Origin of the sequence: Aeromonas sp. S16(2024), assembly GCF_041403065.1 — a bacterium.
Lineage (GTDB): Bacteria > Pseudomonadota > Gammaproteobacteria > Enterobacterales > Aeromonadaceae > Aeromonas.
The window spans coordinates 130,583-156,902 of the sequence record NZ_JBGLQX010000007.1 but is presented as its reverse complement, the minus strand read 5'-3'; the positions used below and the strand labels follow the sequence as shown (position 1 = coordinate 156,902).

The window sequence follows — 26,320 nt, the reverse complement described above, 5'->3', positions numbered from 1 at the left end:
TTGCATTTACCGCAAAGGTATTCCCATGCTGGATCGCGTCCGTATCCTGGCTCAGGTGGTGGAGTCGGGCAGTTTTTCCCGGGCCGCCCGCGCCCTCAACCTGGCCCCCTCCTCGGTGACCCGCACCATAGATGCGCTGGAGCAACAGCTGGGGATCCCCCTGTTCAAGCGCAGCACCCGCCAGCTGGTGCTGACCGAGCAGGGGGAGTACTTCCTCGCCCGCTCCATCCCTCTGCTGGAGGAGGCGGATCAGCTGGTGCAATCCCTGCAGCCCCTGCCGGTGGCGCCAGAGGGCCCGCTTCGGGTCTCGGTGTTCGAGAGCTTCGGCGCCGCCTGGCTGGCGCCGCGCCTGCCCGCCTTCCTGGCCCGCTACCCCGGGGTGCGGCTCGAGATCGAGCTCGACAACCGGCTGGTGGATCTCGACGCCGAAAACGTGGACCTGGCGGTGCGCGTCGGACGCCCAGTGGACAGCGGCCTCCATAGCCGCCACCTGCTCACCAACCGGACCCTGCTGGTCGCCTCCCCCGCCTATCTGGCCCGCCATGGCGAGCCCGCCCATCCCGATGAGCTGGCACACCACAACTGCCTGATCCGCGGCCATGGCCGTCAGCGCCAGCACTGGTATTTCCGGCAAGGCGTGCAGCGGCACAGGGTCGCGGTGCGGGGCAACCTCGCCTCGGTCGGCGGCACGCCGCTGCTGTGTGCGGCCGAGGCGGGCGCCGGCATACTGCTGCTGTCGAGCTGGATGGTGCAGCAGGGGCTGGACAACGGCACCCTGCAACCACTGCTGCCCGGGTGGCAGGCCTCCCCGTACGAGGATCGTCATGACGAGATCCATGCGGTATTTCGCGGCGGCCGCTTCCTGAAGCCCCAGACCCGCGCCTTCATCGACTTTCTGATCGAGGTGATGAAGCCCTTGCAAGGGCCGCGCTGATGGCGGCGCTCTCTGGCCTGAGGGAAAAGCAGACGCCGGGCAGAGTGCCCGGCGCCGGAAGTGAATGACAGCGTCAACAGAACGCGGTCAGCGAGAGTTGCGCCCATCCGGGGTCTGGGCCGCGCCCCTGTAGTCCCCGTAAGGGAATACGTTGCGCAGGCGCTGGGCCACGGGCTCCGGGATGGAGCGGGAGAAGACCAGCCTGACCCCGTTGCCATCGCGCTGACCCAGGATGCGCCCCCGCACCGGCTCCTGCTGCAGGATCTGCTTGGCCTGGGCCAGGAAGCGCGGCGGTACCGAGCCTCGCTTCACCTGCACCTTGCCAGGGGCAAGCCGGATCTCGAACAGGGCGCCGCGCCCCAGCGTCATCAACCACCCGATCAGGGCGATCGCCACCAACAACGACAACCAGGCCATCTCTCTCTCCCTTTGCCAGCCTCGATGTGCGTCAGTATATGTGGCGGCGGTCGGCGAGGAGTGGGCGGACATCACGTTTTGCCCATCCCCGAGTCAGCAATCCTTGCCCCAGGCCACCAGGGTGTCGCGATAGAGCGCCAGCAGGGCCTGATCCCGCACCGCCACCCCGACCCGCTGGGCCGGGAAGTCCGCCCACTCATCGTGGGGATGGGACTTGCCGTCGAACTTCTGCAGGGTGTGGCCGATGGCGGGGCCATGGTCGATGACCCGTACCGGCCCCTCCCGCAGGGTGAACAGCTCGGGATCGATCACGTAGGCGATGGCGGACGGATCGTGCACGTGGCAGCCATTGAGGCCGATGCGCTCGGAATAGAAGCGCAGGTAGAAGCGGCTCACCGCCCACAGGAAGCGGCCGGGCTCACCGGCGTCGTCCCGCAGGGCATCCAGGTAGGCACTGCTGAAGAAGCTCTGCTGGGTCACGTCCAGCCCGATGATCACCACGGGCCAGGGGGCGGTGAACACCCGATCGGCCGCCTCGGGATCGTCGTGAATGTTGGCCTCGGCATAGGGGGTCACGTTGCCGCGATGGCCGTTGACGCCAAAGGCGCCCCCCATCACCACCACCTGCTTCACCAGCGCGGTGATCTCGGGGGCCTCCTGCAACGCCAGCGCCAGGTTGGTGAGGGGCCCGATTGTCACCAGGGTGATCTCGCCGGGGTTGGCCTTCACCGTCTCGACTATGTATTGCCAGGCCGGGCGGGGATCCGGGGTCAGGGTCACCTCCCCCGCCTCCACGTCCCCCAGCCCGCTCGGGCCGTGCACTACCGTGGTCGGCCCCACGGGCTCGCGCAGCAGCGGCGCGGCGGCGCCCTGGGCCACCTCTGCCTTCATGCCGTATTTCTGCTTGAGCCAGAGGGCGTTGCGGGTCCCGTTCTCTATGGTGGCATTGCCAAACACAGTAGTGATGGCGAGCAAGTCGATGGCGGGGTGGGCCTCGGCAAAGAGTATTGCCATGGCGTCGTCGATACCGGGATCGGTATCCAGAATGATCTTGTGGGTCATGGGGCCTCCATACGGCAGAAGTGCCAGTGTAGCGACCCCGGGCCCGATTAACAGCGTCAGGATCACAGCCTCGGGGTTTCATCTGCCTCAAGCATGCTGGCGCCATGACAAAAACCGGGCGGCCCCATGGCGGGCACGAGCCCTCCCTTGCCTTCCGGATCAGGCTGACATCACTGCCGGGATGGCTCTACCTCGGCCTCCTGACCCCTGGCCGTGCGTTTCAGCTGCCCCATGAACTGCTTGAAATGGGGGAGAAACTCCTTGAACAGCTCCTCTTTGCGATGCTGCATCATCACTTCGCCGAACAGCTTCAACCCGACGATAAACGCCTGATGTTCCTGCTCCGACATGGGCAGCTTCCCCTTGCTGAGCGCCAGGATGGCAAATATGTCGTCGTGATTCTGGCAATCGAACTGCAACGGGGGAACCTCGCGGTCCAGCGCCTGGACCTGTACACGATACGGGTGTGGCATCTTTCATCTCCTCTCGGGCTGGGCTTTTGCCCATATGGTTGATAAAATCAATTAAACCAATTTAAGTTGACTTTATCAACCATGAACCTGTCAAACCGTCTCTTCCGGCTCCTCGATCACTACAGAATCGCCCTGGCGCAGCATTTCCGGGCACAGCAGATCGCCCTTAGCCCCCTCCATTACAAGGTGCTGCAACTGATCCACGCACAGGATCCGGCCACACCACAGCTCATCGCACAGCTGACGGGCCGCGACAAGGCGCAGGTGACACGCCTGCTACAGGAGATGGAGAAACAGGGGATGATAGAGAAACGGCCCCATCCGACGGATAAACGCAGCATCTGTCTGGCCTTGACCCCGCTGGCCTGCGAGCGCGTCAATCAGGGGGAGCAGCTGGCCGCATTGCTCGACGAGCGGTTGTGCTCCCTGCTGGAACCGGCAGAGGTAGAGCAGTTGCAGCAACTGCTGGGCAAGATAGAAAAAGCGCTTGGATCAACCGATTAGATCCAACACCTGCATCAAGGGCCTCATTGCCTGATTTGTGGCCAACCAGCACGGCCGCCGCTGACGCCGCCTTGTGAGCCACTCCCGGAGATGGTATCACTGGCCCCTCTCTCCCCACTCCTCGCCGAGGCGCCAACGTGATCACCCTGATTAAAGAGTCTGACCAGCTGAAGATGCCCTGGAAAAACAGGCAGGGCACCACGGCCCAGATCCTTGTCTCCCCCCCGGGCTCGACCCTGGAGAAGCTCGACTTTGACTACCGGCTGAGCTCGGCCCCCATCAAGGCGGCGGGCCCCTTCTCCAAATTTCCCGGCTATCAGCGCATCCTGCTGCCCGTCAGCGGCGCCGGTTTCGTGCTCAACGGCCACCCCTACGCCACCTTCGAGGCGGCCCACTTCAGCGGGGATGACGAGACCCACTGCGAGCTGCTGAAAAAGGAGGTGACGGATCTGGGGCTCATCTACGACCCGAAACGCATCGGCGCCAACGTGCGGGTGCTCAATGTGCCCTTCCCCCTGACCCTCACCCTGGAGGCGGACAAGACCTACCTCTGCCACCTGCTGAGCGGCCAGATGACGGTGGCAGACCAGGCCGTGGCCATCAACGAGACCCTGGTGGTGCAGGGAGAGGAGAGCATCCGCTTCGAGTGCGGCAAGAAGACCATCCTCGCCTTCTTTACCCTGCAAGCCAGATAGCGGGCACAAAAAAGCCGGGATATCCCGGCTTTTTCCTGTCAGACCAGCGCGGCTCAACCGACCTTGAAGGTGCCCTTCATCAAGGCGAAGTGGCCGGGGAAGGAGCAGAAGAAGGTGAGATCCTTGCCAGCCAGCCCCTCGGTCTTGAAGGTGACGCTGGTGCTCTCGCCGCCCCCCACCAGCTTGGTGTGCGCCAGGATACGGGCGTCGTCCTTGGGCAGGTAGTCGTGATCGGCGCCGGCGCTCATGCCAGCAGTGGCGACGGCCTGATAGTCGGCGGTGTTCGCCAGCACCCAGTTGTGACCCATGTTGGCCACCGGCAGCTTGCCCGTGTGATTGAGGGTCACCGTCACCTCCTTGCAGGTGGCCGGCACGCTCATCTCCTTCTGATTGAACTGCATGGCGTCATTGCCTTCGATGACCAGGGCGCACTCATCGGCCAGCGCCGGGGCAGCCAGGGAACTCAGCAGCAGCAGGGTTAACACCTTTTTCATCATCTTCTCCTTTGATTGACGAGGAATGGCAACACCCTTGTCTGTCGAATCGCACGGCGACACGTAAAGATGCTGTCATGATAGATCTTCATTGTACCCAAATGTCGCCGGAGGGCAGCGGCTTTTGCTCAAAGCTGCGGACCAGGTCACTCCCGGGGTCCATTGAACTGTGGAACAGATCTGCCGGGTTCACCCAGCGCAGCTTAATTATTTCCACCCAGGCCCGGCGCCCGGGGCTCGTCAATGGCGGCGCCCTTGGCTAAGCTGCTCCCCCGTCGACGACTCCCGCGAGAATGCAAGATGAAGACCCTCTCCCTGGCCCCCCGCGGCCTGCTGCTCTGCCTGATGCTGCTGTTGACCGCCTGTCAGCCGGCCCCGACCCAGACCCGCATTCAGGGCAACACCATGGGCACCTACTATGCGGTGACCCTGAGCGACCCCTTCCCCGGCGGCCAGGCCGCGCTGCAGGGGGAGGTCGATGCCCTGCTGGCGCGCATCAACCAGGAGATCTCCACCTATGATCCTGGCTCCCTCATCTCCCGCTTCAATCAGGATGCAGGCAAGGCCCCCATGCCCATACCGGCCAGCATGGCGAAGATTGTACAGCAGGGCATGGATGCGGGGCGCCTCACCCGGGGCAAGCTGGACGTCACCGTGGGCCCCCTGGTCAACCTGTGGGGCTTCGGGCCGGACAAGCGCCCGGTCAAGCGGCCCACCGCAGAGCAGATCGCCCGGGCGCGGGAGCGGGTCGGCATCGACAAGCTCAGCCTGACGCCGCAAGGGGACCATTTCCTGCTTGGCAAGGCCATCCCCGACCTCTATCTGGATCTCTCCACCCTGGGGGAAGGGGCGGCATCCGACGACATCGCCGCGCTGCTGGAGCGCAAGGGGGTGCACAACTACCTCGTCGAGGTGGCGGGCGCCGTGCGCAGCAAGGGGCACAACGACAAGGGCAACCCCTGGCGGGTGGCCATCGTCGAGCCCTCGGACAGGCCGGGCGCCATCGAGGATGTGGTCACCCCGAACGGCATGGCCCTGAGCACCGCCGGCAGCTACCGCAACTATTACGAGCTCGATGGCCGGCGCTACTCCCACATCATCGATCCCGCCACCGGCGAGCCCGTGACCCACAAGCTGGTCTCCGCCAGCATCATCACCCCCACCGCGCTCGAGGCCGATGCCCTCGACACCGCCCTCATGGTGATGGGGCCCGAGCAGGCGATGGCCTTTGCCACCGAGCACAAGCTGGCGGTCTATCTCATCGAGAAGACGGATCAGGGGTTTGTTGCACGCCACACCCCGGCGTTTGCCCCCTACCTGGTGCGCAGCCAGCCATGAACGGCGAGGCCCCGCAATGCGGGGCCTCTTTCATAGGCAGCCTATTCGATGGGGATGCGATGGGGCGCCGGGGTGACCGCCTGCTTGGGCAGTTGCAGGGTGAGGATGCCGTTCTCGAAGCGGGCGCTGACCTGGTCCGGCGCCACCTCCACCGGCAGCTCGACGGTGCGCGACACGCTGCCATAGTAGCGCTCGCTGCGCAGGGATCTATCCTCCTTGCTCTGGCTGTCGTGCTGGCGGATCTCCGCCTTCAGGGTCACCAGCTTGCCGTGCACGTCCACGTGGATGTCCTCCTTGGCCACCCCGGGCAGCTCGGCCTGCAGCAGGTAACCGCCGTCGCTCTCCCTCAGATCCAGCGTGATCCGGCTGGGCAGCGGATCCCCGTGCAGGGGCCGGATGTAGAAGCCGGAGGCCATGTCGTGGAACAGGTCATCAAACAGGCTGGTGCGGCTCGGTAGCAAACTCATTTGATTCCTCCTTGTGGTGCGGGTGATGGCTGCAGATCGCCGGGATCTGCCTCCCTTCAAGTCTAAAAACCGGGCCGAACCGCGCCACTGCCATCTCGCGTCCGGTTGACGAAGATCAAGGGAGCGCCATGATTTTTTGCGGGCCGCCTCCTGCCCTGGCGGGAAAAACGGGGCCCCCTTCCCATGTTCAATTGCCTGTCTGCGGACTTTGGTGGCACACTTCTCCCACCAGCCCGCAGCGCCTCGATGCAAGACAGATGCAGACACCGGATCCCGCACCAGAGAAGAAAGCCCAGCCCAAACCCAGGCGCATCCTGCTGGTCAACGAGCAGCGATCCTTTCAGATGATGATGAAGGCGATGCTGATCAACATCGGCATCAACCGCATCACCTACATCAATTCCGCCGACGAGGCGCGCCGCCGCTGCCAGAAGGAGAGCTTCGACATCTATCTGCTGGACTACGAGCTGGGAGCGGGCGAGAACGGTCGCCAGTTGCTGGAGAGCCTGCGGGACCAGCAGCTGATCCCGCCCCAGAGCGTGGTGATCATGGTCAGCAGCGACAGCTCTCGCGCCATGGTGCTGAGCGCGCTGGAGGCCGAGCCCGACGAATACCTGATGAAGCCCTTCTCCCAGGAGCAGTTCTCGTTTCGCTTGAAGCGCGCCCTCGCCCGTCGCCAGTCTCTGGAGAGCGTCTTCATCGCCCTCACCCGGGATGACCTGCCGGCCCTGGTCGAAGCCTGCGCCAGACAGGCCGATGCGGTGCCGCGCTTCGCCAACTTCTGCCGCTGCCTGCAGGCCGACACCCAGCTCAAGCTGGGCCAGGCCAAGGAGGCCCGCAGCCTGATGCGCCAGCTGCTGGCCGGCCAGGAGAACAGCTGGGCCAGGTTGACCCTGGGCAAGGCCTGCCACACCCTCGGCCTTCATGACGAGGCGGTGAGCCACCTGCAGGCGACGCTCAAGAACACCCCCCTGATGGTGGAGGCCCACCTCTGGCTGGCGGAGTCCCTGCTCTCCCTTGGCAAGGAGGAGCTGGCCCAGCAGGAGCTGCGCCGGGCGGTGGACATCTCCCCCCAGTCGGTGCAACTCTCCCGCCGGCTGGCAGAGGTGTGCCTGCAGCGCCACGACTACGGCCAGGCCAAGGATGTGCTGCTCGCCCTCATCGACCTGTCGCGCAACTCCATCCACCGCACGCCGCATTATCTCGGGGCCTACATCCAGACCCTGACTCTCTACGCCCTCAACAGCAACGACGGCTATCACATCGCCAACCTGCAAAAACAGGTGAACTCCGCCCTGTCGCGCATTCGGGATTCCCTGATGATGTCGGAGTTCAACTACCCGGTGTTCGAGCAGATCTGTCAGGCCAGGGTGCGCATCGCCCTGGGGGAGCTGCTCAAGGGCAAGAAGATGCTCTATCGCGCCAACCAGAACTGGCTGGACAAGCCCGAGACCATGCCCCCCGCCCTGCTCGGCGAGACCATACTCGCCCTCTACCAGCTCGGGGAGTTCGAGTACGCCGAGAGCCTGCAATCCCTGCTGGCGGAGGATGAAGACCGGCTGCTCACCACCTGCATCCAGGTGACCCGCGACGACAAGACGGTGCAGGAGCGCCGTCAGCGCTACCAGCAGCTCAACGATCTCGGCATCAAGGCCTACCAGAGCGGGGAGCTGGAGCAGGCCCTCGGCCATTTCCGCGAGGCCCTGCGCCGGGCTCCCGCCAATACCGGCGCCGCCCTCAACAAGATCCAGGTGCTGCTGCAACTGATGCAGAAGAACCGCAAGAGCCCGGAATTTGGCGCCGAGTGCAAGGAGACCCTGGAGGTGCTGGAGGGCATCCCCCTGAACCCCGCTCAGCAGGATCGCTTTCGCAAGCTGCGCCAGGAATTTAACCAGCTAGCCTAGCCAGCGGCGCCCCTCCCTCACCTATGCTGATACAGACTCAGGCAAGGAGGGGCGACAGCATGGGGATGTGCCGATACCTGGTGGCAGATGGCCGCCACTGCAGCGAAGAGGCGGGAGAGCACGAGCTGTGCCACTGGCACGACCCCCATGCCTCTCACTCATCCCCGGACACAGCCGCGGCGCTGGAGCACTATGTGCGCCAGGGGGGCCTGTGCCACGGGCTGCAACTGGCCCGCGCCGATCTCGCCGGTCTCAACCTGGTGAACAGAGAGGGGCCCCAGGGATTTCTGCTGGAGCAGTGCAACCTCTATCGCGCCAACCTGAGGGGCGCCCATCTCTACGGCATTCGCATCAAGGGCGGCAGCCTGATGAAGGCCGACGTCAGTGACGCCAACCTGCACTGCGCCGAGCTGCACGACGTCAACCTGCTCGGCATTCGCTGGAAGAACACCCGGCTCGACAACCTGGACACCGGCAGGCGCCTGATGCAGGACAGGAAGGGGCGAAGCGAACGGGATCCGGTGCAGGCCCGCGTCTGGTTCAAGGAGGCGGAAGAGACCTACCGGGATCTGCGCAAGGCCTCGGAGGCCCAGGGGATCTTCACCATGTCCGGCCGCTACATCCAGCAGGAGCTCACCATGCGCCGCCTGCAGATGCCGTTCTGGTCCTATCACCGCTTCGCCTCCTGGATAGTGGACTTGTTCTGCGGCTACGGGGAGGCCCCCATGCGGGTGGTGCTCTTCTCCCTGCTGCTCATCTTCATCTGCAGCATCTTCTACTTCTTCTGCGGCCTCAACTTCGCGGGCAACCACCTCATCTACCGCCCGGAGGCGACCCTCGAAGAGAACGCCATCTTCCTGCTCGAATGCCTCTACTACAGCGTGGTGACCTTCACCACCCTGGGCTACGGCGACTTCACCCCGGTCGGCCTGTCGCGGATCTTCGCCGCCTTCGAGGCCTTCACCGGCAGCTTCACGCTGGCGCTGTTCGTGGTGGTGTTTGTCAAGAAGATGACCCGCTGACAAGCTGTTCACGCTCCTGCTGCGAGGCCGTGAACAGCTTGCCGATAGCCCGATCCACGGCAGAGGCGCGGCGCCGAGCACAGCCCGGGAACTTGCATCCAGACCGGATTCCTAGTCCAATAGCGACTAATAAAAACGACATGAGCATCCCTGACATGAAGATCATCTCTTTCAATATCAATGGCCTGCGCGCCCGTCTTCATCAGTTGCAAGCCATCATCGACAAGCACCAGCCGGATGTGATCGGCCTGCAGGAGATCAAGGTTCACGACGAGGCCTTCCCGGTGGCGGACGTGGAGGCCATGGGTTACCACGTGGTGTTCCACGGCCAGAAGGGTCACTACGGGGTCGCCATCATGAGCAAGCAGGCCCCCATCGAGGTGCAAAAAGGCTTCCCCACAGACCCCGAGGATGCCCAGCGCCGCATGATCATGGCCAGCTTCAAGCGGGAAGACGGCTCCCTCATCAAGGTGATGAACGGCTATTTCCCGCAAGGGGAGAACCAGGCGCACGAGACCAAGTTCCCGGCCAAGCAGAAGTTCTACGAGGACCTGCAGCACTACCTCGAGACCCACCACAGCCCGGACGACCAGATAGCGCTGATCGGGGATATGAACATCTCCCCCACGGATCTCGACATCGGCATCGGCGAGGCGAACCGCAAGCGCTGGCTGCGAGATGGCAAGTGCTCCTTCCTGCCCATAGAGCGGGAGTGGATGGAGCGCCTCAAGGGGTTCGGCCTCACCGACACCTTCCGCGCCGCCAACCCCACCGAGTGCGAGCGCTTCTCCTGGTTCGACTACCGCTCCAGGGGCTTTGACGAGAACCGCGGCCTGCGCATCGACCTCATCATGGCGTCCAATGCCCTCAAGGACAAAGTGACCGAGACCGGCATCGACTACGAGCTGCGCGGCATCGACAAACCCTCCGATCACGCCCCCATCTGGGCCTGCTTCGCCTGATCCCGGCGCCAGGCACCCCCTCGCAAAGAGAGCCAGCCCCCGCCCATGCGGGGGCTTTTTTGTTCACAGCCCGTCCTTTCTTAATCCATATCAACTCTTTGGCTGACGGGTTTTGCCAAACCTTGACCTTCACCTTTCGGCAAGGTTTAGATTCGGCCCATCCGTCCCAGGGAAACCGCCCATGTTGTCATCGAGATTGCCCACAGTGCTCATCGCCCGGCTGTTGCTGGGGCTGCTGCTCGTCTGCAATCTCACCCTCTGCATCAGCTGGCATGGCGCAGCGGCAAGGGAGGAGGCGACGTCCTCACCCATCGCCATGACCGGGGCCCCCACCATGCCTGCGGCCATGCAGGGGCTCTCCTGCCACGACGGCGGTGATGGCTACGCTGCCGCCGACCCCAATCAGGACGAGTGCCAGATGCACGGCGGCCTCACCTCGCCCATGGGGGCCGGGCTGCCGCTGCTGGCCGCCCTGCTGACCCTGCTCGCTCTGCCGCTGTTGTTGCTGCCCCTCGGGACGGCGAGCAGCGTGCTGGACAACTGGTTGCGGGATCCCTTCCTGCGATCCCGCGGTACCCACCCTCCCTCCTGGCCGCGCCGACACCTGATGCTGTCGGTGCTGCGCCACTAGAAAGCGCTTCTCTCGCGGCGGCGGCAAGCCTCGGCCTGCCCGTTTTCTGCCGCCTTGCCTGACCCTGTGCCCTGGCCAAACCGGCCTGCTCGCAGGGAGCCGTGCGCGCTGACACAGCTGCGCCCCGTTTGCCGCCAGCCCCTTGGGTGATGCCTTGCACCTCACCCGCCCGGCGGCCTGCACAAGAGAAGACGTATCATGTCACCAGCCCACTTTTCACCGTCCAAGGTTGCGGCCTTCGCGGGCACCTTATTCTCCTGCACGTTCTGCACGCAGATCCGCGCTGGAGACCACTCATGAACAAGACCATCCTGATGTCGGCCCTGTTGCTCGCCCTTGGCGCCGGTGGCGGCTACTGGGTCGCCAAACAAAGCACCGATGGCGCCAGCGCCAAGGAGAAGACGCCCCTTTACTGGGTCAACCCCATGGATCCCCGCGATAAACGCGATGGCCCCGCCAAGGACAACATGGGGATGGACTTCATTCCCGTCTATGAGGAGCAAAAAAGCGGCTCCCCCGGCACCGTCACCATCAGCCCCGAGATCCAGCAGAACCTGGGGGTGCGGCTCGCCAAAGTCGAAAAGCTGCCCATCCACCAGCAGATCGAGACGGTGGGCTACGTCGGCTATGACGAGGACAAGCTGGAGGCGGTCAACGCCCGCATGGCGGGCTGGATCCGCACCCTCGCCATCAAGAGCGAGGGGCAGCAGGTGAGCAAGGGAAGCCTGATTTACGAGCTCTACGCGCCGGATCTGGTCAACGCCCAGCACGAGTACCTGCTGGCGCTCAACACCGCCAACCCCCTGCTTCTGCGCGCCGCCGAGGGCAAGCTCAAGTCGCTGCAGGTGCCGGCGGATCAGATAGCGGCCCTCAAGCGCAGCCGCCAGGTGCAGGAGACGGTGCGCATCTATGCCCCCAGCAGCGGTTATGTTTCCGAGCTGAAGGTGCGCGAGGGCCAGTATGTGGAGCCCGCCGCGGCGCTGTTCAACATCAGCACCCTCAAGCAGGTGTGGGTCAGCGCCGAGGTGTTCGAGCGCCAGGCGGCCCAGCTGAAGGTGGGGGATCCGGTCACCATGACCCTGGACTACGCCCCGGGCCGCCGCTGGCAGGGTCGGGTCGATTACCTCTACCCCAGCCTGGATGCCGCCACTCGCACCCTCAAGGTACGGCTGCGCTTCGCCAACCCGGATGAGTTCTTGAAACCCAATATGTTTGCCAAGGTGAGCATTCGCACCGGGCAGGGGGAACCCCGGCTGGTGGTACCGAGCGAAGCGGTGATCCGCACCGGCAGCCAGGACAGACTGGTGCTGGCGCTGGGAGATGGCAGCTTCAAGTCGGTGGCCGTCACCCTGGGCCCCCAGTTTGGCGACAAGGTCGCCATCAAGGCGGGGGTGGAAGAGGGTGACAGCATCGTCAGCTCGGCCCAGTTCCTGCTCGACTCCGAATCGGCCATCGACTCGGACTTCCAGCGCATGACGGCGGTGCGTCCCGCCCAGGTGTGGACCCAGGGTGAGGTTGAAAGCATCGATCTGGCCAGTCGCACCCTGATGGTGGCCCACCAGCCCATCCCCGAGTGGCAGTGGCCCGCCATGGAGATGGAATTCACCGTCGCCGAAGGGGTCGATATCAGCAAGCTGGTCGAGGGGCAGACCCTGCATCTGCAGGTAATGCAGGAGGGGGACAAGTACCGCATCACCACCATCCATATCGAGGATGCCCCCGCCAACAAGGCCGCGCCTGCCAAAGATGACATGACGGACATGGAAGGCATGGACCATAGCCAGCACGATATGGGAGCCAAACAATGATCCCTTCCATCATTCGCTGGTCCATCGGCAACCGCTTTCTGGTACTGCTATTGACCGTCATGCTCACCGCCTGGGGACTCTGGTCAGTGAAGCAAACCCCGGTGGACGCCCTGCCGGATCTCTCCGACGTGCAGGTGATCATCAAGACCACCTACCCGGGGCAGGCGCCCCAGGTGGTGGAGGATCAGGTGACCTACCCGCTCACCACCGCCATGCTGGCGGTGCCGGGAGCCACCACTGTGCGCGGCTACTCCTTCTTCGGTGACTCCTTCGTCTATGTGCTGTTTGACGACAACACGGATCTCTACTGGGCCCGTGCCCGGGTGCTGGAGTATTTGAGCCAGGTTGCGCCCAATCTGCCCGCCTCCGCCCGCCCCCAGCTCGGCCCCGATGCCACCGGGGTGGGCTGGGTCTATCAGTACGCCCTGGTGGACAGAACCGGCAAGCATGACTTGAGCGAGCTCACCTCGCTGCAAAACTGGTTCCTCAAGTACGAGTTGCAAACGGTGGAGGGGGTCTCCGAAGTCGCCACCGTGGGCGGCATGGTGCGCCAGTATCAGGTGCGGGTCGATCCGGACAAGCTGCGCGCCTACGGCATCCCGCTCTCCCTTATCGAGACGGCCATCCAGCAGGGCAATCAGGAGACCGGCGCCTCCGTCATCGAGATGGCGGAAGCTGAGTACATGGTGCGATCCAACGGTTATCTGAAGAGCGTCGAAGACCTCAAGCAGATCCCCCTCGGCACCACTGTGCGCGGCGCCCCGCTGCTGCTGGGTGACGTGGCAGATGTGGTCACCGGCCCCCAGATGCGGCGCGGCATTGCCGAGCTCAACGGCGAAGGGGAAGTGGTGGGCGGCATCATCGTCATGCGCTACGGCGAGAATGCCCAGCACACCATAGACGGGGTCAAGAAACGGCTCGCAGAGCTGAAAAGCAGCCTGCCAGAGGGGGTGGAGATCGTCACCGTGTACGACCGATCCGACCTTATCCAGCGCGCCATCGACAACCTCTCCGGCAAGCTGCTGGAGGAGTTCGCCGTGGTGGTGCTGGTCTGCCTCGCCTTCCTGTTCCACCTGCGCTCGTCGCTGGTGGTGGTCATCACCTTGCCCATTGCCATTCTGGTGGCCTTTATCGTGATGCACCTGCAGGGGATCAACGCCAACATCATGTCGCTAGGCGGTATCGCGATTGCCATCGGCGCCATGGTGGATGGTGCCATCGTGATGATCGAGAACGTCCACAAGCATATGGAGCGGGAGGCGCTCACCGACAAGAACCGCTGGCGCATCATCACCGAGGCGAGCATCGAGGTAGGGCCCGCCATCTTCTTCTCCCTGCTGATCATCACCATCAGCTTCCTGCCGGTGTTCGCGCTGGAGGCGCAGGAGGGTCGGATGTTCCACCCCCTCGCCTACACCAAGACCTACGCCATGGCGGCGGCGGCCGGGCTCGCCATCACGCTGGTGCCGGTGATCATGGGTTACTTCATCCGTGGCAAGGTACTGGCGGAGCAGGCCAACCCGCTAAACCGCTGGCTAAGCCAGGCATATGTGCCGCTGCTCAGGGCCGTGCTGGCCCGTCCGAAAACCACCCTGGCCATCGCCGCCGTGGTGACGGTGGCGGGTTTCTGGCCGCTGAAATATCTGGGCTCCGAGTTCATTCCACCGCTCGATGAGGGGGACATCATGTATATGCCCACCACCGCGGCCAATATCTCGGTGGGCAAGGCGCGGGAGATCCTGCAGCAGACCGACAAGCTCATTCGTACCGTGCCCGAGGTGCAGAACGTGTTCGGCAAGGCGGGGCGCGCCGACTCGGCCACCGACCCCGCCGATCTGGTGATGATGGAGACCAGCATCCAGCTCAAACCCCGCGATCAGTGGCGCCCCGGCATGACCCCGGAGAAGCTCAAGGAGGAGCTCGACTCCCTTATCCGCTTCCCCGGCCTTACCAACGCCTGGGTGCCCCCCATCAAGACCCGCATCGACATGCTGGCCACCGGCATCAAGACCCCGGTTGGCATCAAGATAGCCGGGCCCGATCTCAAGGTGATCCAGCAGCTCGGCCAGCAGCTTGAGCAGATCGTCGGCAAGGTGGAGGGCGCTTCATCGGTCTACGCCGAGCGGGTAGCGGGCGGCCGCTACGTCAAGGTGGATATCGACCGGCTGAAAGCGGCCCGTTACGGCCTCAATATCGCCGACGTGCAGGCGGTGCTCGCCACCGCAGTGGGCGGCATGGAGGTGGGCCAGACCATAGAGGGGCGTGAGCGCTACCCCATCAACCTGCGCTATCCCCAGAGCTATCGCGACTCTGTAGCCAGCCTGGAGCTGCTGCCGCTGGTGACCCCGAGCGGCGCGCGCATCGCGCTGGCGGACGTGGCCCGGGTCTACATCAGCGACGAGGCCCCCATGCTGCGCAGTGAAAACGCGCGGCTCAACGGCTGGGTCTACGTCGATATTCGTGGCCGCGATATCGGCTCCTTCGTCGATGAGGCCAAAGCACAAGTGGACAAGCAGCTGGTGCTGCCGGCGGGCTACGCCCTCACCTGGTCTGGCCAATACGAGTACATGGAGCGGGCCAAGGCACGTCTCGCCTACGTGGTGCCGCTCACCATCGCCATCATAGTGCTGCTGCTCTATCTGGCGTTTCGCCGCGTTCAGGAGGTGCTGCTCATTCTCACCACTTTGCCGCTGGCAGTGGTGGGCGGGATCTGGACCCTCTGGCTGCTCGACTTCAACCTCTCGGTGGCGGTCGGGGTGGGCTTTATCGCCCTGGCTGGCGTCGCGGTGGAGACCGGCGTCTTGATGCTGGTCTACCTCAACCACGCCTGGGATGAGCTGGTGGCGAGCGGCAAGCCGGACAAGGCGGGCCTGCACCGGGCAGTGATCCACGGCGCCGCCCTGCGCCTGCGCCCCAAGATGATGACGGTGGTCACCATCATCGCCGGCCTCTTGCCCATCATGTGGAGCCACGGCACCGGCTCCGAGATGATGCAGCGCATCGCCGCCCCGATGATCGGCGGCATGGTGAGCGCGCTGGTGCTGACCCTGCTGGTGCTGCCCGCCGCCTACTACCTGTGGCGCAGCCGCAGCCTTGGCAAGGGCGCGAACCCGCAATCCGAATAACCCGATTTCACGATCCATATTGACTGAACGATGAGGAAACCATCATGAACTACAAAACGCTGACCCTGACATTGCTGCTTGGCCTCGCCTCTCTCCAGGCCCGGGCCGAGATGACCCTGAACCACGAGGGGCACGACATGGCCCAGATGGAGGGGATGGATATGCAGGCGACGGGAGAGAGTGTGATGACCAAGGGGGTCATCACCCGCCTTGATGACGGCAGCGGCAAGGTCGGCATCAAGCACGAGGCCATCGCGAACCTCAAGATGCCTCCCATGAACATGGTGTTCCTGCTGGCGGATCCGGCCCTGCTCAAGGATCTGAAGGTGGGGGATGCCGTCCTGTTCCACGCCGAGAACCCGGCGGGCAAGCTGACGGTGACGCAACTGCAGAAGCAGTGAGCGCTGGCCACGGTAATAAAAAACGGCGGGATTATCCCGCCGTTTTGCTAGCCGAGCCCTGGCAATCTAGGCCGTTCAGCCGCGTATATGGTCGATAAAGGCGTCGATCTGCTCGCGGGTGCAGGCGGGGTTCATAAAGACCGCCTTCTCCCCGGCGATGTAGGAGTACTTGCCGCGTTCGTCGTATTCCGAGTGCGCCACCGCCTCCACCCAGTTGGTGTAGAGCCCCACCTTGCCGCGCTGCTTGAACAGGTTGCGGTGGTATTCGGTGTTGCGGGCCAGCCGCGCCTTGTAGGCTGCGTCCGGGCTGCGGGCCAGCTCGAAGGCGAACTCGGCTTCCGGGTCGCTCACCCACTCGGGGTTGTAGATCTTGAAGCCCACACTCGGCCCCTGGTTCTCCTGGGCCACCAGCTTGACGTTGCCGAGCTGGCTCAGGCGGAAGCGGAAGTAGTTGGCATTTTGCAGGCAGTGGGCCAGCACGGTGCGATAGCCCTCCACCCCCAGGTAGTTGAGGGCCGCATAGGCGCCGAACAGGCCGCTCGCCCCCCGGGAGCACTCTATGGTGGACTGCAGGTGGGTCTGGCCCTGGATGTCCCGCTCAAAATACGAAAAGTTCTCCGGGTCATTCTCCATCGCCTTGAGGTCGTCCTGCTCCTTGATCATCACCAGGCTGGAGGTGTAGGGCACATAGCCCCACTTCTGGAAGTCCACGGTGAAGGAGTCGGCGTATTTGAGCTCCGAGAAGCGCGCCACGTTGCGCTCTATGCCCGCCAGGGTGGCGCCGTTGATGGCGAGCGGGTTGGCGGCAAAGTCGTACTCCAGGAAGAAGATCATCGACCAGCCGATGGCGGCATCCACGTGGATATGGGGCTTGACCGCCACCTCGAAGCGCTCGCACAGCCTGTCTCGCAGCTCGACCACGGGTTTCACCTGGTCCACCCCGAAGGTGTCGGTGGTCCCCATGGTGAGCATGATGGTGGGCACCACGTGTTTCAGGGCAAAGCAGGCGGTCAGGGTGCGCTCGAGATCGGCGAGATCGATGTCGTTGTTCTCCCCGACCTGGATGCGGATGGTCTTGTTCTCGATATCCACCCCGAGCAGGGAGAGGTTGGTGATGTTGGAGTAGTGGCCGCCCTGGGAGTTGATGATGCGGTAGTCCTGATAGTGGCCGAGCCCCTTGTGCTTGGCCTCGGGCAGGCTCTTGCGGATGCCGAGCAGATAGCCATAGAGGTTACAGAAGGTCCCCCCCTGGGTGAAGATGCCGGTGGCGCGGGCCGGATCGTAACCCGCCAGCAGGGCAATCTGGCGCACCACCTTCTTCTCCAGCTCCTCCGCCACCCCGGCATACTCGGAGTAGACCAGGTTGGGGTTCGCGAGGATCCCCATCTGGGCGCCGTAGATGGCGGGATCCGCCGACATTGTGATGACGTTCTCGACGCTGGAGGGGTTCTCCCAGTCTTTGGAAAGTGCGCCGGCAAACAGCAGCTCCGCCATGGGCTCCCCCGGGGTGCGCATCTGCGCGGGCACCGGCATGGTCTCGCAGAGATCCGCGAGGCGGGCGCGGCCATCGGGCCAGGCATTGAGGCGCGCATCCGGCGCCAGGCCACGGGCGCGAAACTCGTTGAGGGTGGCGAAACCGGGCTCGCGAAACACCGGCCAGAGATCGGGGTTGCGGGAGAAGAAGTTGGCTTTGACGGTGGCGAAACGGGCGGAGAATTCGGGGTGGACGGCGTTGACGCCGTCATCTTTCAGATAGACAAGATCGCTCATGATAAGACCATTAGTACTGCAAATGTGCCCCGGTTATACCCCCGGGGCGGCGCAGGAGACAGCGACAATAACTAATGGCCTGCCCTACTTTTTATCATGACCACGGCAGTCGGGGGCTGGCGGCCCCCCTTCGCCGGAGCCCGTGCTCCGTTTCGTGATCCGGATCATGCCTCTTAGCGCAGGGCCGTCATCAGCCAGGCCTCCAGCTCCGCCAGCTCGTGGGCCCTGGCCGGGAACTCCCCCATCAGCGAGTGCAGCAGCGCCGCCATCGCCTCGGGCCGGTAGGGCGCCCCCACCAGCCGCTCGGCCAGGGCATCCAGGGGCGCCGGATCCAGGCTGTCGCTGAAGATCTGCGCCCGCCCTATCACCCCCTTCTCCACGTCGAAATGCAGCTCCACCCCGCCCCAGCCGAAACGCTCGTCCAGCTGATGGCTGAACGCCGGGGCATGGCCGAAGTTCCACTCCCAGCTGCGCTGGCGGGCGAAGGTCTCGGCGAAGCCGGGCAGGTCCGGCATCCGCTCGGGGGAGATATGCTCGGGCGCTACCCGTTCACCATAGTGGTGGAAGAAGGCCTCGATGAGGGCGTCATTCAGCTGCTGATGATCTATCCCCGGCAGCAGCTCGCACAGGTTCGCGACCCGGCTGCGCACCGAGGTGATCCCCTTGGCCGCCAGCTTCTTGGGGTCGGGGTTGAGGTAGTTGGCGAGCCGGCCGAGGTCCGCATCCAGCAGCAGGGTGCCGTGGTGAAAGCCGCGATCCTGGGTCTCCCGGTAGGCCGAACCCGACACCTTGCGATCCCCCTCCGCCGTGGCCACCAGCAGATCGTTGCGCCCCGAGGCAAAGGCCGCTATCCCCAGCCGCTTGAGGCCATCCAGCACGATGGCGGTGGAGACGCTCTTGTCATAGCCGGGCTTGCCCGCCATGAAGGTGAAGCAACTGTTGCCGAGATCGTGGAACACGGCCCCGCCCCCGCTGCTGCGCCGCGCCAGGGTCACACCGTCCTCTTCCATGCGGCGGGTGTTGCACTCCTTCCAGGGATTCTGCGCCCGGCCTATCACCACGGTATTGGCGTTGCGCCACAGGAACAGCACCCGCTGGGCGGGATCCATCTGGCGGAAGATGCACTCCTCCACCGCCAGGTTGAACAGGGGATCCTGAGAGTCGGAGACGAGCAGGCGCAAGGGAGACATGGGAGGAGACATAGGGGGACCTCATTGGAAAAAGGGGAGACTACCATATCACCCAGCTCCCGGGGTGTCCTCCCCTGGCGGCGGGCCCAGGTCACCCGCTCTGCCCTCCACTGTTGGGACAATGGCATGAATTGAGCTGGAAGCATCGAAAAATGCAATCTATCAGCAAGGGCGTGGCCTGCAAGGGCAAAGAGCACAAGGAAATGACTCTCTTTTTCATCCACCAGGGGCCGCCATCTGGCCAGATGAGGTGCCAAAACGCACTACTCCTCCACCTGTCGTGATGAATGACACAAAAATGAGTTTTAATAGCCCGCATTCCTGCGCTTTATGGGCTTTTCTCCCCTTGCGAAAGAGAAGAAATTGTTTGACTCTAGCCAGCAGAGCACCTCCCGAGAGAACCGCCGTATGACGGAGTCCGATGCCCCCTGCCAGCGTAGATGCTGGATCATGTCCATCTGGGTGGTGATATCCGCCCTGACCACAGCTCCCCTTCGCGCGGACGAGCACGTCATAGTACAGCTGCCGTGGCAGCACCAGTTCCAGTTTGCCGGTTACTATGCCGCCATCGCCAAGGGCTTCTATCGGGACGCCGGTCTACGGGTCACCCTGCGCGAGGCCAGTCCCCGCACCGATGTGATCAACGAGGTGACCACGGGCCGGGCCCACTTCGGCATCCGTGGCAGCGATCTGCTGCTGGCCCGGGCCGCCGGTCGTCCCGTGGTGGTGCTTGCCGCCATGTTGCAGCACTCCCCCCTGGTACTGCTCACCCTGGACAGACCCGATATCCGCACCCCGGCGGATCTGGCCGGCAAGCGGCTGATGCTGGAGCCGGGCTCGAACGAGCTGCTGACCTATCTCCATCACTATACGCAGACCAGGCAGTGGAACACCCAGCCCTACGAGCAGGGGGTGCAGGCGCTGCTGAACGGCAAGGTGGATGCCATCAGTGCCTACAGCTCCACCGAGCCCTTCTATCTGGCACAGAGGGGCATCTCCTACCGGGTGTTCAATCCCCGCGACATCGGCTTTGACTTCTACGGCGACAACCTCTTTACCTCGGAGCAGGAGCTTGTCACCCGTCAGGAGCGGGTTCATGCCTTCCTGCAGGCGAGCCTCAAGGGGTGGCGCTATGCCATGGACCATCCCGAGGAGATGATAGACCTCATCATGGCGCAGTATCCGAGCGGGGCGGGCCGCGAGCAGCTGGCGTTCGAGGCCCGTGAAACCCGGGCGCTGATGCAGCCCGACCTCATCGAGCCGGGCTACATGCAGCGGGAGCGCTGGCTGCAGATCGCCAGAACCTATCTGGACGCCGGCATGCTCAAGGCGGTGCCCAGCCTGGCCCCCTTTATCTACGACCCGGCGCAGGCCAGCCTGCATCAGCAGCGGCAACTGCTCGACAAGAGCGTGGCGGTGGCCATACTGATCACCTTCAGCCTGCTGGTGCTGCTCGGCATCTTCTTGCACCTCCATCTGCGGCTGCGTCAGGAGGCGCGGGATCGCCAGCGGCTAACCCGCGAACTCGCCCAGCGCGAGCAGCACTACCGCTTCGTGGCGGAGAACAGCGCCGACGTCATCTGGACCATGGATACCGCCTCCCTGCGCTTTCGCTACGTCAGCCCGGCCATCGGGCTCCTCAGCGGTTATGAGCCCGCCGAGCTCTTCACCATGTCCCTCAAGCAACTGCTGCCCGATGAATCCAGAAGGCAGCTGCGCGACGAGATCACCGCCGCCCTGGCCGCCTGGCAACGGGGTGAACAGGCCCAGACCCGCTGCGTCATCCACTCCCAGCTGCGCCACAAGGATGGCCATCTGGTGGCCATAGAGACGATCACCACCTTGCACGGCAACACCCGGGCGCGGCCGGACGCCATCCTGGGGGTGACCCGGGATATCACAGAGCGGGCGGCCCGGGAGGAGATGATGCGCCGGCTCGCCTTCCACGATCCCCTCACCGGCCTGGCCAATCGCCGGCTGCTGCAACAGAAGCTGAAAGAGAGGCTGCAGCAGGCACCCGATCGCCCCCTGGCCCTCATCTTCATCGACCTCGACCACTTCAAGCCGATCAACGACACCTTCGGCCACGAGACCGGGGATCTGCTGCTCAAGCTGGTGGCCGAGCGCATGGGTCATTGCGTGCGCGAGGACGATCTGGTGGCGCGGCTTGGGGGCGACGAGTTCGTGATCCTGCTGCCCGATACCGGCGACGCCGCCCTGGGGGTGGCCGACAAGCTGCACCAGAGCCTGCACCATGCATTCTTGCTCGAGCAGCAGGCGCTGCGCATCTCCAGCAGCATAGGGGTGGCCCTCTATCCGCAGCATGGCGCCGACCCCAAGACCCTGATGCACCACGCCGATCAGGCCATGTATCAGGCGAAGAACCGGGGGCGTGGCCGGGTCTGCCTGTTCACGACCTCCTGGGATCCGGCGCAGGGGGCCCTGCTGTGGCACCCCGGCCATGAGTGCGGCCATCCCCGCATCGATGCCGAGCATCACCGGCTCTTCATGCTGGCCAACCGTCTGCTGGAGCACATCAAGGATCGGAGCGAAGAGCCCGAGCTGTTCCTGGGGAGTCTGGCGAGCCTGTTCGAGCTGGCCCGCCAGCACTTCGCCTTCGAGGAGCAACTGTTGGCAGAGTGGGACTACGGGGAGCTCGCCAGCCACCGCCGGGATCACCAGAGGCTGCTGGACAAGGCAGATCAGCTGATGGCTGCCGCCAGAGCGGGGACGCTCGGCAACGACGAGCTGCTCAACTTCATCCTGCAGGAGCTGGTGGTCGGCCACATGAGCCAGGCGGACAGGCGTTACTTCCCGCTGTTCAAGGCCGGCGACCCCCAACAGATTGCAGAGGCCACTCCCTAGTCACCCCGCAGGGCCACCACGGGGTCGAGACGCACTGCCCGCAAGGCGGGGGCGACCCCGGCCAGCAGACCGACCAGGGCGCTGCACCCCAGGGCCAGCAGCAGATAGAGGGGATGGAGGCTGAGCGGCAAGCCGGCCGCCAGCAGCGCGAACAGCAGCTTGAGGCCCCCGAGCAGGGCCAGCCCCATGGCGCCCCCCAGCAGTGCCAGCACCACGGCCTCCAGCAGAAACAGCAGCAGGATGCGGCGCCGTGGGCAGCCCAGCGCCATCAGCAGGCCCACCTCGGGGATCCGCTCCTGCTGGGCGATGCTCATGATGCTGAAGATGCCGACCGCCCCGATCAGCAGCGAGATGATCCCGAGCCCCCCGACCGCCAGCTTGATGATGGAGAGTATCTTGTCGAGGCTGGTCAGCATGTCCTGCTGGGAGGTGAGGGTAAAATCCTCGGCGCCGTGGCGAGCGATCAGCACCCGCCGGATCTGGGCGGTGATCTCGGCCTCTGTCTGTCCGGCGCCATAGATGACGTCTATCTCCTGCAGCCCCTCCTTGTTGAACAGCGCCTGGGCATGGGCCGCGGGCAGATAGATCATGTCGTCCAGATCGAAGCCGAGAAATTGCCCCTTGGGGGCCAGCACCCCGGCCACCCGAAAACGGCGATCACCGGCGCGCAACAGGCTCCCCGGTGCATCGCCGCCGGGAAACAGCTCAGCCGCCACCTTGGCGCCCAGCACCGCATAGGCACGGGGCATGGCGCTGTCGTCCGCGGGCAGAAAGCGCCCCTGCACCAGGGTGAGGCGCCAGCCAAGGAGCGCCGCCGAGCCTGTGCCCAGAATGGAGGTGCTGCGGGTCAGCCCCCGGCTGCGCACCTCCCCCTGCCCCTGCACCACCGGCAGGGCGGCTTCTACCCCTGGCAATCTGGCGAGGGCATCGGCATCCTCCAGCAGCAGGGGACGGCTGCTGGAGAGGATGCCGGGCGGGCCGCCAGCGGTTTCGGTCTTGCCCGGGGTCACGGCGATCAGCCGGGTCCCGAACTGGGAGAAACTGTCGAGCAGATAGAGCCTGAGCCCCTCGCCTATGCCGGTGAGCAGGGTCACGGAGGCGATCCCGATGGCGATGCCGAGCGCCGACAGCAGGCTGCGACTGCGCCCTGCCAGCAAGGCGCGCCAGAGCCAGAACAGCAGATCGGCGAGGCACATCAGCCACCGCTCCATTGCCCGCTGCGCAGACTGCTGACCGGATCCTGCCGCGCCGCCCGGGAGGCCGGCAGCCAGCTGAAGAAGAGCCCGGTCAGCAGGGCCGCCGGTATGGTGCAGAGGGGCGCGAGCCAGGGCACCGCCGCCGGGAAGCTCGGCCAGATCAGCGCGGCGAGGGCCACCAGGGCATAGCCCAGGGCCGTGCCAAACAGGGCGCCACCACCGCTCAGCAGCAGCGCCTCCCACAAGAACAGCTGGCGGATCTGGCGGCTGTCGGCCCCCAGCGCCTTGAGCAGGCCTATCTCGCCGGTGCGCTGGCGGGTGCTGATCAACGCCAGATTCATCATCATGATGCCGGAGACCAGCAGGCTGATGGCCCCGATACCGGCGACCGCCAGGGTGAGGGTGGCCAGAATGGTAGAAAAGGTGGCCAGCATGGCGTCGCGCCGCACCAGGGTAATATCCAGCACCCCGTGGCGCCCCTGCATCAGCTGCTCCAGCCGCGTGATCAGCGGGGGCACAGCTTGCCCGGCCAACGGCTGGATCAGCAGGCGAAACAGCCCCTCGGTGTTGAACAGCCCCATGGCGCTGCCGACCGGGATCAGCGCCGCCTCGGCCATGTCCATCCCCAGATTGCTGCTCTGGCTGGTGAAGACTCCCACCACCCGAAAGCGGCGATTGTCAAAACGCAGCCACTGGCCGACCGGATCCGCCTGACCGAACAGCTCACGGGCCGCCACATCTCCGAGCAGGGCGACCGGCCTATCCTCTGTGGCCTCCCCCGGCAGCCAGCGGCCGGCGAGCAGGGTCAGCCCGTGGGTATGCCGCAAGTCGTTGCTGCTGCCAAGCAGCATGGTCTGGCGCACCCGGGCCCCCTGCTTGGCCTCGGCAAAGCCCATCACCAGCGGCACCAGCCTGAGCTGGGGTTGATGCTGGCCCAGGTAGTGCATGTCATCCAGGGTGATCTCCCGCAGGCTGTTGCCGGTCACCGGCGGCAGCCCGCCCGTGGTCTCCTTGCGGCCCGGGAACATCACCAGCAGATCCTTGCCAAGGGAGCTGAACTGCTCGGCCACATAGCGCCTCGCCCCCTCTCCCAGCGCGGTGAGCAGCAGCACCGAGGTGACGCTCAGGCTCACCGCCAGGATCAGCACAAGTGCTCGCGTGCGCTGGCGCAGCAGGGCCACGGCGGCGAAGCGGAGGGCATCGGGGCGCCGCATTCAGCCCCCGCCGCTGTCGCTGCTGATGCGGCCGTCATCCATCGAGAGCCGCCTGCCCGCCCGCTCGCCGAGGCGAGGGTCGTGGGTCACCACCACCAGGGTCATACCCTGCTCCCGGTTGAGCCCCTCGAGCAGGGTGATCACCTCCTCCCCGGAGCGGGAGTCCAGGTTACCGGTGGGCTCGTCCGCCAGGATGAGGCGCGGCGCCATGGCCCGGGCGATGGCGACCCGCTGGCGCTGACCGCCGGAGAGCTCGGCGGGCCTGTGGTCGGCCCTATTGTCCAACCTCAGCTCCTCCAGCAGGTGCTGGCTGCGACTGTGGCGCTCGGCGGGGGGGACGCCGCACAGCATCAGCGGCAGCTCGACGTTTTCCCGGGCGGTGAGGCGGGAGATGAGGTGAAACGACTGGAACACGAAGCCGATGCGCTGACCCCGCAGCCGGGCCAGCGCCGGCTCTGACAGGGTGGCGGTATCCTCCCCTCCCAGCCAGTAGCACCCCTCGTCTGGCCGGTCCAGCAGTCCCAGCACGTTGAGCAGGGTCGACTTGCCGGAGCCCGAGGGACCCATCACCGCCAGATACTCCCCCTCGGCGACCCGCAGGGAGACTTGCGCGAGGGCCGCCACCTCAGTGCCCCCCAGGGTGAAGCGACGGCTGACGGCCTCGAGGCGAATGAGATCACTCATCCGTCTGCTCCTTGGCGGCGGTGAAGGGTCCCTCCCCGACTATCTGGCCGGGCTGGGCCGCCAGCCTGTCACCGGCGGCCAGCCCCTCTGCCACCTCAATCCAGTTCCAGTTCTCCACCCCCCAGCGGGGCAGCACCCGCACCAGCCGATCCCCCTCCAGCCGCAGCACGCTGCCATCGTCGGCCCGGCTGCTGGCCGCCACCCGCAGCACATCGGTGGCGCGGGTCACCTCCACCTCGAGATCGGCGCTGTAGCCGATGAGCAGGGGCACGTCGCTCGGCGGGGCGGTGAGCGCCGCCTCCACCTCGACGGTGCGGGCCTGCTTCTCCAGCTCCTTCACATAGGGGGCGATACGGGTGACGGTGGCGGCAAAGTCGCGCCCGGGCATGGCATCGAGCAGTACCCGGGCGCTCAGGCCCACCCTGAGGCGGGCGGCATCCACTTCATCTATGGGGGCCGAGACATAGAGGCAGCGATCGTCGATGAGATCGATGACGGGGGGCATGGCCACCCCTGGGGGTGAGGGGGTCATGTATTCGCCCAGCTTGCTGTTGACCTCGGCCACCACACCGGCAAAGGGCGCCTGCAGACGGCGCTCGGCCAGACGGGCCTCCACCTGGGCGACCAGCGCCTCGTCCACCCGCTCCTGCTGGCGGGAGGCCCGGCAGATATAGCGGCGGGTATCGGCCAGGTTCTGGGCCTGCTCCGCCAGGGTGCGGGAGGTGAGGTTCTTGGCGAGCAGGGTGGCCAGCCGGTTGGCCTCCCGCTCGTAGTAGGCGGCCTCGCTGCAGCGCTCCTCGCGCTGGGTCTTGCCGAGGGCCTGCTGGGCGCGGGCGCGGCTGAGATCGGCACGGATATCGTCGCTCCAGAGGGTCAGCAGCAGATCCCCCTGCGCCACCCTGTCCCCGGCCTTGACGGCGATCTGCGCCACCACGCCGCCACCGGGCAGACTGAGCCCCGCCCGCTGGCACGACTTGATGGTGCCGGCCCGGGTGTTGACCAGGGTCACCAGCACATCTCCCCGCCCGACCGCCACCAGCTTGACCGGCGTCCCCTGGGGTCGCCACCACCATGCCAGGGCCGCCACCGCCACCCCGGCACCCGCCGCCCACCACAGCCAGCCTCTCTTCATCGCGCATCCTTTCGCTATTGACTCCCGTCACG

23 protein-coding genes are annotated in these 26,320 nt (G+C 65.2%); 12 read left to right on the top strand and 11 right to left on the bottom strand.

All coding sequences use genetic code 11. The features are described from left to right. Positions 1-25 precede the first annotated feature (25 nt). Positions 26-934: a LysR family transcriptional regulator gene (locus ACB030_RS07550; protein ID WP_371158842.1), complete on the top strand. Its 909-nt coding sequence runs from the start codon at positions 26-28 to the stop codon at positions 932-934. Positions 935-1,021: 87 nt separating this feature from the next. On the opposite strand, the gene ACB030_RS07545 is transcribed toward ACB030_RS07550, so the two are convergent. The 3 genes from ACB030_RS07545 to ACB030_RS07535 form a co-directional block, all read right to left on the bottom strand. Continuing rightward, positions 1,022-1,351: a DUF3634 family protein gene (locus ACB030_RS07545; protein WP_162519194.1), complete on the bottom strand. Its 330-nt coding sequence runs from the start codon at positions 1,349-1,351 to the stop codon at positions 1,022-1,024. A 93-nt stretch (positions 1,352-1,444) separates the two neighbouring features. After that, complete coding sequence (locus tag ACB030_RS07540) at positions 1,445-2,413, bottom strand: nucleoside hydrolase (RefSeq protein ID WP_371158841.1); 969 nt, start codon at positions 2,411-2,413, stop codon at positions 1,445-1,447. Between the two features lie 170 nt (positions 2,414-2,583). Continuing rightward, the gene (locus ACB030_RS07535) at positions 2,584-2,886 is read right to left on the bottom strand and encodes a DUF3861 domain-containing protein (RefSeq protein ID WP_139436382.1); all 303 of its coding nucleotides are present in this window, start codon (positions 2,884-2,886) and stop codon (positions 2,584-2,586) included. 81 nt (positions 2,887-2,967) lie between these two features. Between ACB030_RS07535 and ACB030_RS07530 the strand changes: the two genes are divergently transcribed. After that, positions 2,968-3,390, top strand: coding sequence for a MarR family winged helix-turn-helix transcriptional regulator (locus tag ACB030_RS07530; RefSeq protein WP_371158840.1), 423 nt, complete (start codon positions 2,968-2,970; stop codon positions 3,388-3,390). Between the two features lie 137 nt (positions 3,391-3,527). After that, entirely contained in the window at positions 3,528-4,085 is a 558-nt protein-coding gene (locus ACB030_RS07525) for a HutD family protein (protein ID WP_371158839.1), read from the top strand. 53 nt (positions 4,086-4,138) lie between these two features. On the opposite strand, the gene azu is transcribed toward ACB030_RS07525, so the two are convergent. Continuing rightward, positions 4,139-4,579, bottom strand: a complete 441-nt coding sequence (azu, locus tag ACB030_RS07520) for an azurin (RefSeq protein ID WP_371158838.1) — start codon at positions 4,577-4,579, stop codon at positions 4,139-4,141. 300 nt (positions 4,580-4,879) lie between these two features. On the opposite strand from azu, the gene ACB030_RS07515 reads away from it, so the two are divergent. Further along, positions 4,880-5,917 carry an FAD:protein FMN transferase gene (locus ACB030_RS07515; RefSeq protein ID WP_371158837.1) on the top strand — a complete coding sequence of 346 codons (1,038 nt, stop codon included), beginning with the start codon at positions 4,880-4,882 and terminating at the stop codon, positions 5,915-5,917. Positions 5,918-5,958: 41 nt separating this feature from the next. Here ACB030_RS07515 and ACB030_RS07510 read toward each other — a convergent pair whose 3' ends face one another. Then, complete coding sequence (locus ACB030_RS07510; protein ID WP_205642121.1) at positions 5,959-6,384, bottom strand: Hsp20/alpha crystallin family protein; 426 nt, start codon at positions 6,382-6,384, stop codon at positions 5,959-5,961. 257 nt (positions 6,385-6,641) lie between these two features. Between ACB030_RS07510 and ACB030_RS07505 the strand changes: the two genes are divergently transcribed. From ACB030_RS07505 to ACB030_RS07475, 7 genes are all read left to right on the top strand, one after another. Beyond that, positions 6,642-8,288 carry a response regulator gene (locus ACB030_RS07505; protein ID WP_371158836.1) on the top strand — a complete coding sequence of 549 codons (1,647 nt, stop codon included), beginning with the start codon at positions 6,642-6,644 and terminating at the stop codon, positions 8,286-8,288. Positions 8,289-8,347: 59 nt separating this feature from the next. Next, positions 8,348-9,310 carry an ion channel gene (locus tag ACB030_RS07500; protein ID WP_371158835.1) on the top strand — a complete coding sequence of 321 codons (963 nt, stop codon included), beginning with the start codon at positions 8,348-8,350 and terminating at the stop codon, positions 9,308-9,310. Positions 9,311-9,465: 155 nt separating this feature from the next. Next, positions 9,466-10,272: an exodeoxyribonuclease III gene (gene xthA / locus ACB030_RS07495; RefSeq protein ID WP_371158834.1), complete on the top strand. Its 807-nt coding sequence runs from the start codon at positions 9,466-9,468 to the stop codon at positions 10,270-10,272. 181 nt (positions 10,273-10,453) lie between these two features. After that, a complete protein-coding gene (locus ACB030_RS07490; protein WP_371158833.1) occupies positions 10,454-10,903 on the top strand; it encodes a hypothetical protein in 450 nt (149 codons plus the stop codon). A gap of 296 nt (positions 10,904-11,199) precedes the next feature. Continuing rightward, positions 11,200-12,711: an efflux RND transporter periplasmic adaptor subunit gene (locus tag ACB030_RS07485; RefSeq protein ID WP_371158832.1), complete on the top strand. Its 1,512-nt coding sequence runs from the start codon at positions 11,200-11,202 to the stop codon at positions 12,709-12,711. Beyond that, a complete protein-coding gene (locus ACB030_RS07480) occupies positions 12,708-15,836 on the top strand; it encodes an efflux RND transporter permease subunit (RefSeq protein WP_371158831.1) in 3,129 nt (1,042 codons plus the stop codon). The genes ACB030_RS07485 and ACB030_RS07480 overlap by 4 nt, the downstream gene beginning before the upstream one ends. Positions 15,837-15,880: 44 nt before the next feature. Beyond that, positions 15,881-16,237 carry a copper-binding protein gene (locus ACB030_RS07475; protein ID WP_371158830.1) on the top strand — a complete coding sequence of 119 codons (357 nt, stop codon included), beginning with the start codon at positions 15,881-15,883 and terminating at the stop codon, positions 16,235-16,237. A gap of 75 nt (positions 16,238-16,312) precedes the next feature. Here the strand turns inward: ACB030_RS07475 and ACB030_RS07470 are convergent, their stop codons facing one another. Both ACB030_RS07470 and ACB030_RS07465 read right to left on the bottom strand, forming a co-directional pair. Next, positions 16,313-18,007 carry an aspartate aminotransferase family protein gene (locus ACB030_RS07470; protein WP_371158829.1) on the bottom strand — a complete coding sequence of 565 codons (1,695 nt, stop codon included), beginning with the start codon at positions 18,005-18,007 and terminating at the stop codon, positions 16,313-16,315. A 173-nt stretch (positions 18,008-18,180) separates the two neighbouring features. Further along, entirely contained in the window at positions 18,181-19,197 is a 1,017-nt protein-coding gene (locus ACB030_RS07465) for a lipoate--protein ligase A (protein WP_371158863.1), read from the bottom strand. A gap of 450 nt (positions 19,198-19,647) precedes the next feature. Here ACB030_RS07465 and ACB030_RS07460 point away from each other — a divergent pair, with 450 nt between their 5' ends. Next, entirely contained in the window at positions 19,648-22,062 is a 2,415-nt protein-coding gene (locus ACB030_RS07460) for a diguanylate cyclase domain-containing protein (protein ID WP_371158862.1), read from the top strand. Here the strand turns inward: ACB030_RS07460 and ACB030_RS07455 are convergent. From ACB030_RS07455 to ACB030_RS07440, 4 genes are read right to left on the bottom strand one after another with little or no spacing between them, the layout of a single operon-like run. Beyond that, entirely contained in the window at positions 22,059-23,258 is a 1,200-nt protein-coding gene (locus tag ACB030_RS07455) for an ABC transporter permease (RefSeq protein ID WP_371158828.1), read from the bottom strand. The genes ACB030_RS07460 and ACB030_RS07455 overlap by 4 nt on opposite strands. After that, on the bottom strand, positions 23,258-24,472 hold the full coding sequence (locus ACB030_RS07450; protein WP_371158827.1) for an ABC transporter permease: 1,215 nt from the start codon (positions 24,470-24,472) through the stop codon (positions 23,258-23,260). Before ACB030_RS07450 ends, ACB030_RS07455 begins: the two co-directional genes overlap by 1 nt. Further along, complete coding sequence (locus ACB030_RS07445) at positions 24,473-25,156, bottom strand: ABC transporter ATP-binding protein (protein WP_371158826.1); 684 nt, start codon at positions 25,154-25,156, stop codon at positions 24,473-24,475. Continuing rightward, positions 25,149-26,288 carry an efflux RND transporter periplasmic adaptor subunit gene (locus ACB030_RS07440; RefSeq protein WP_371158825.1) on the bottom strand — a complete coding sequence of 380 codons (1,140 nt, stop codon included), beginning with the start codon at positions 26,286-26,288 and terminating at the stop codon, positions 25,149-25,151. The genes ACB030_RS07445 and ACB030_RS07440 overlap by 8 nt, the downstream gene beginning before the upstream one ends. Positions 26,289-26,320: the final 32 nt, after the last annotated feature.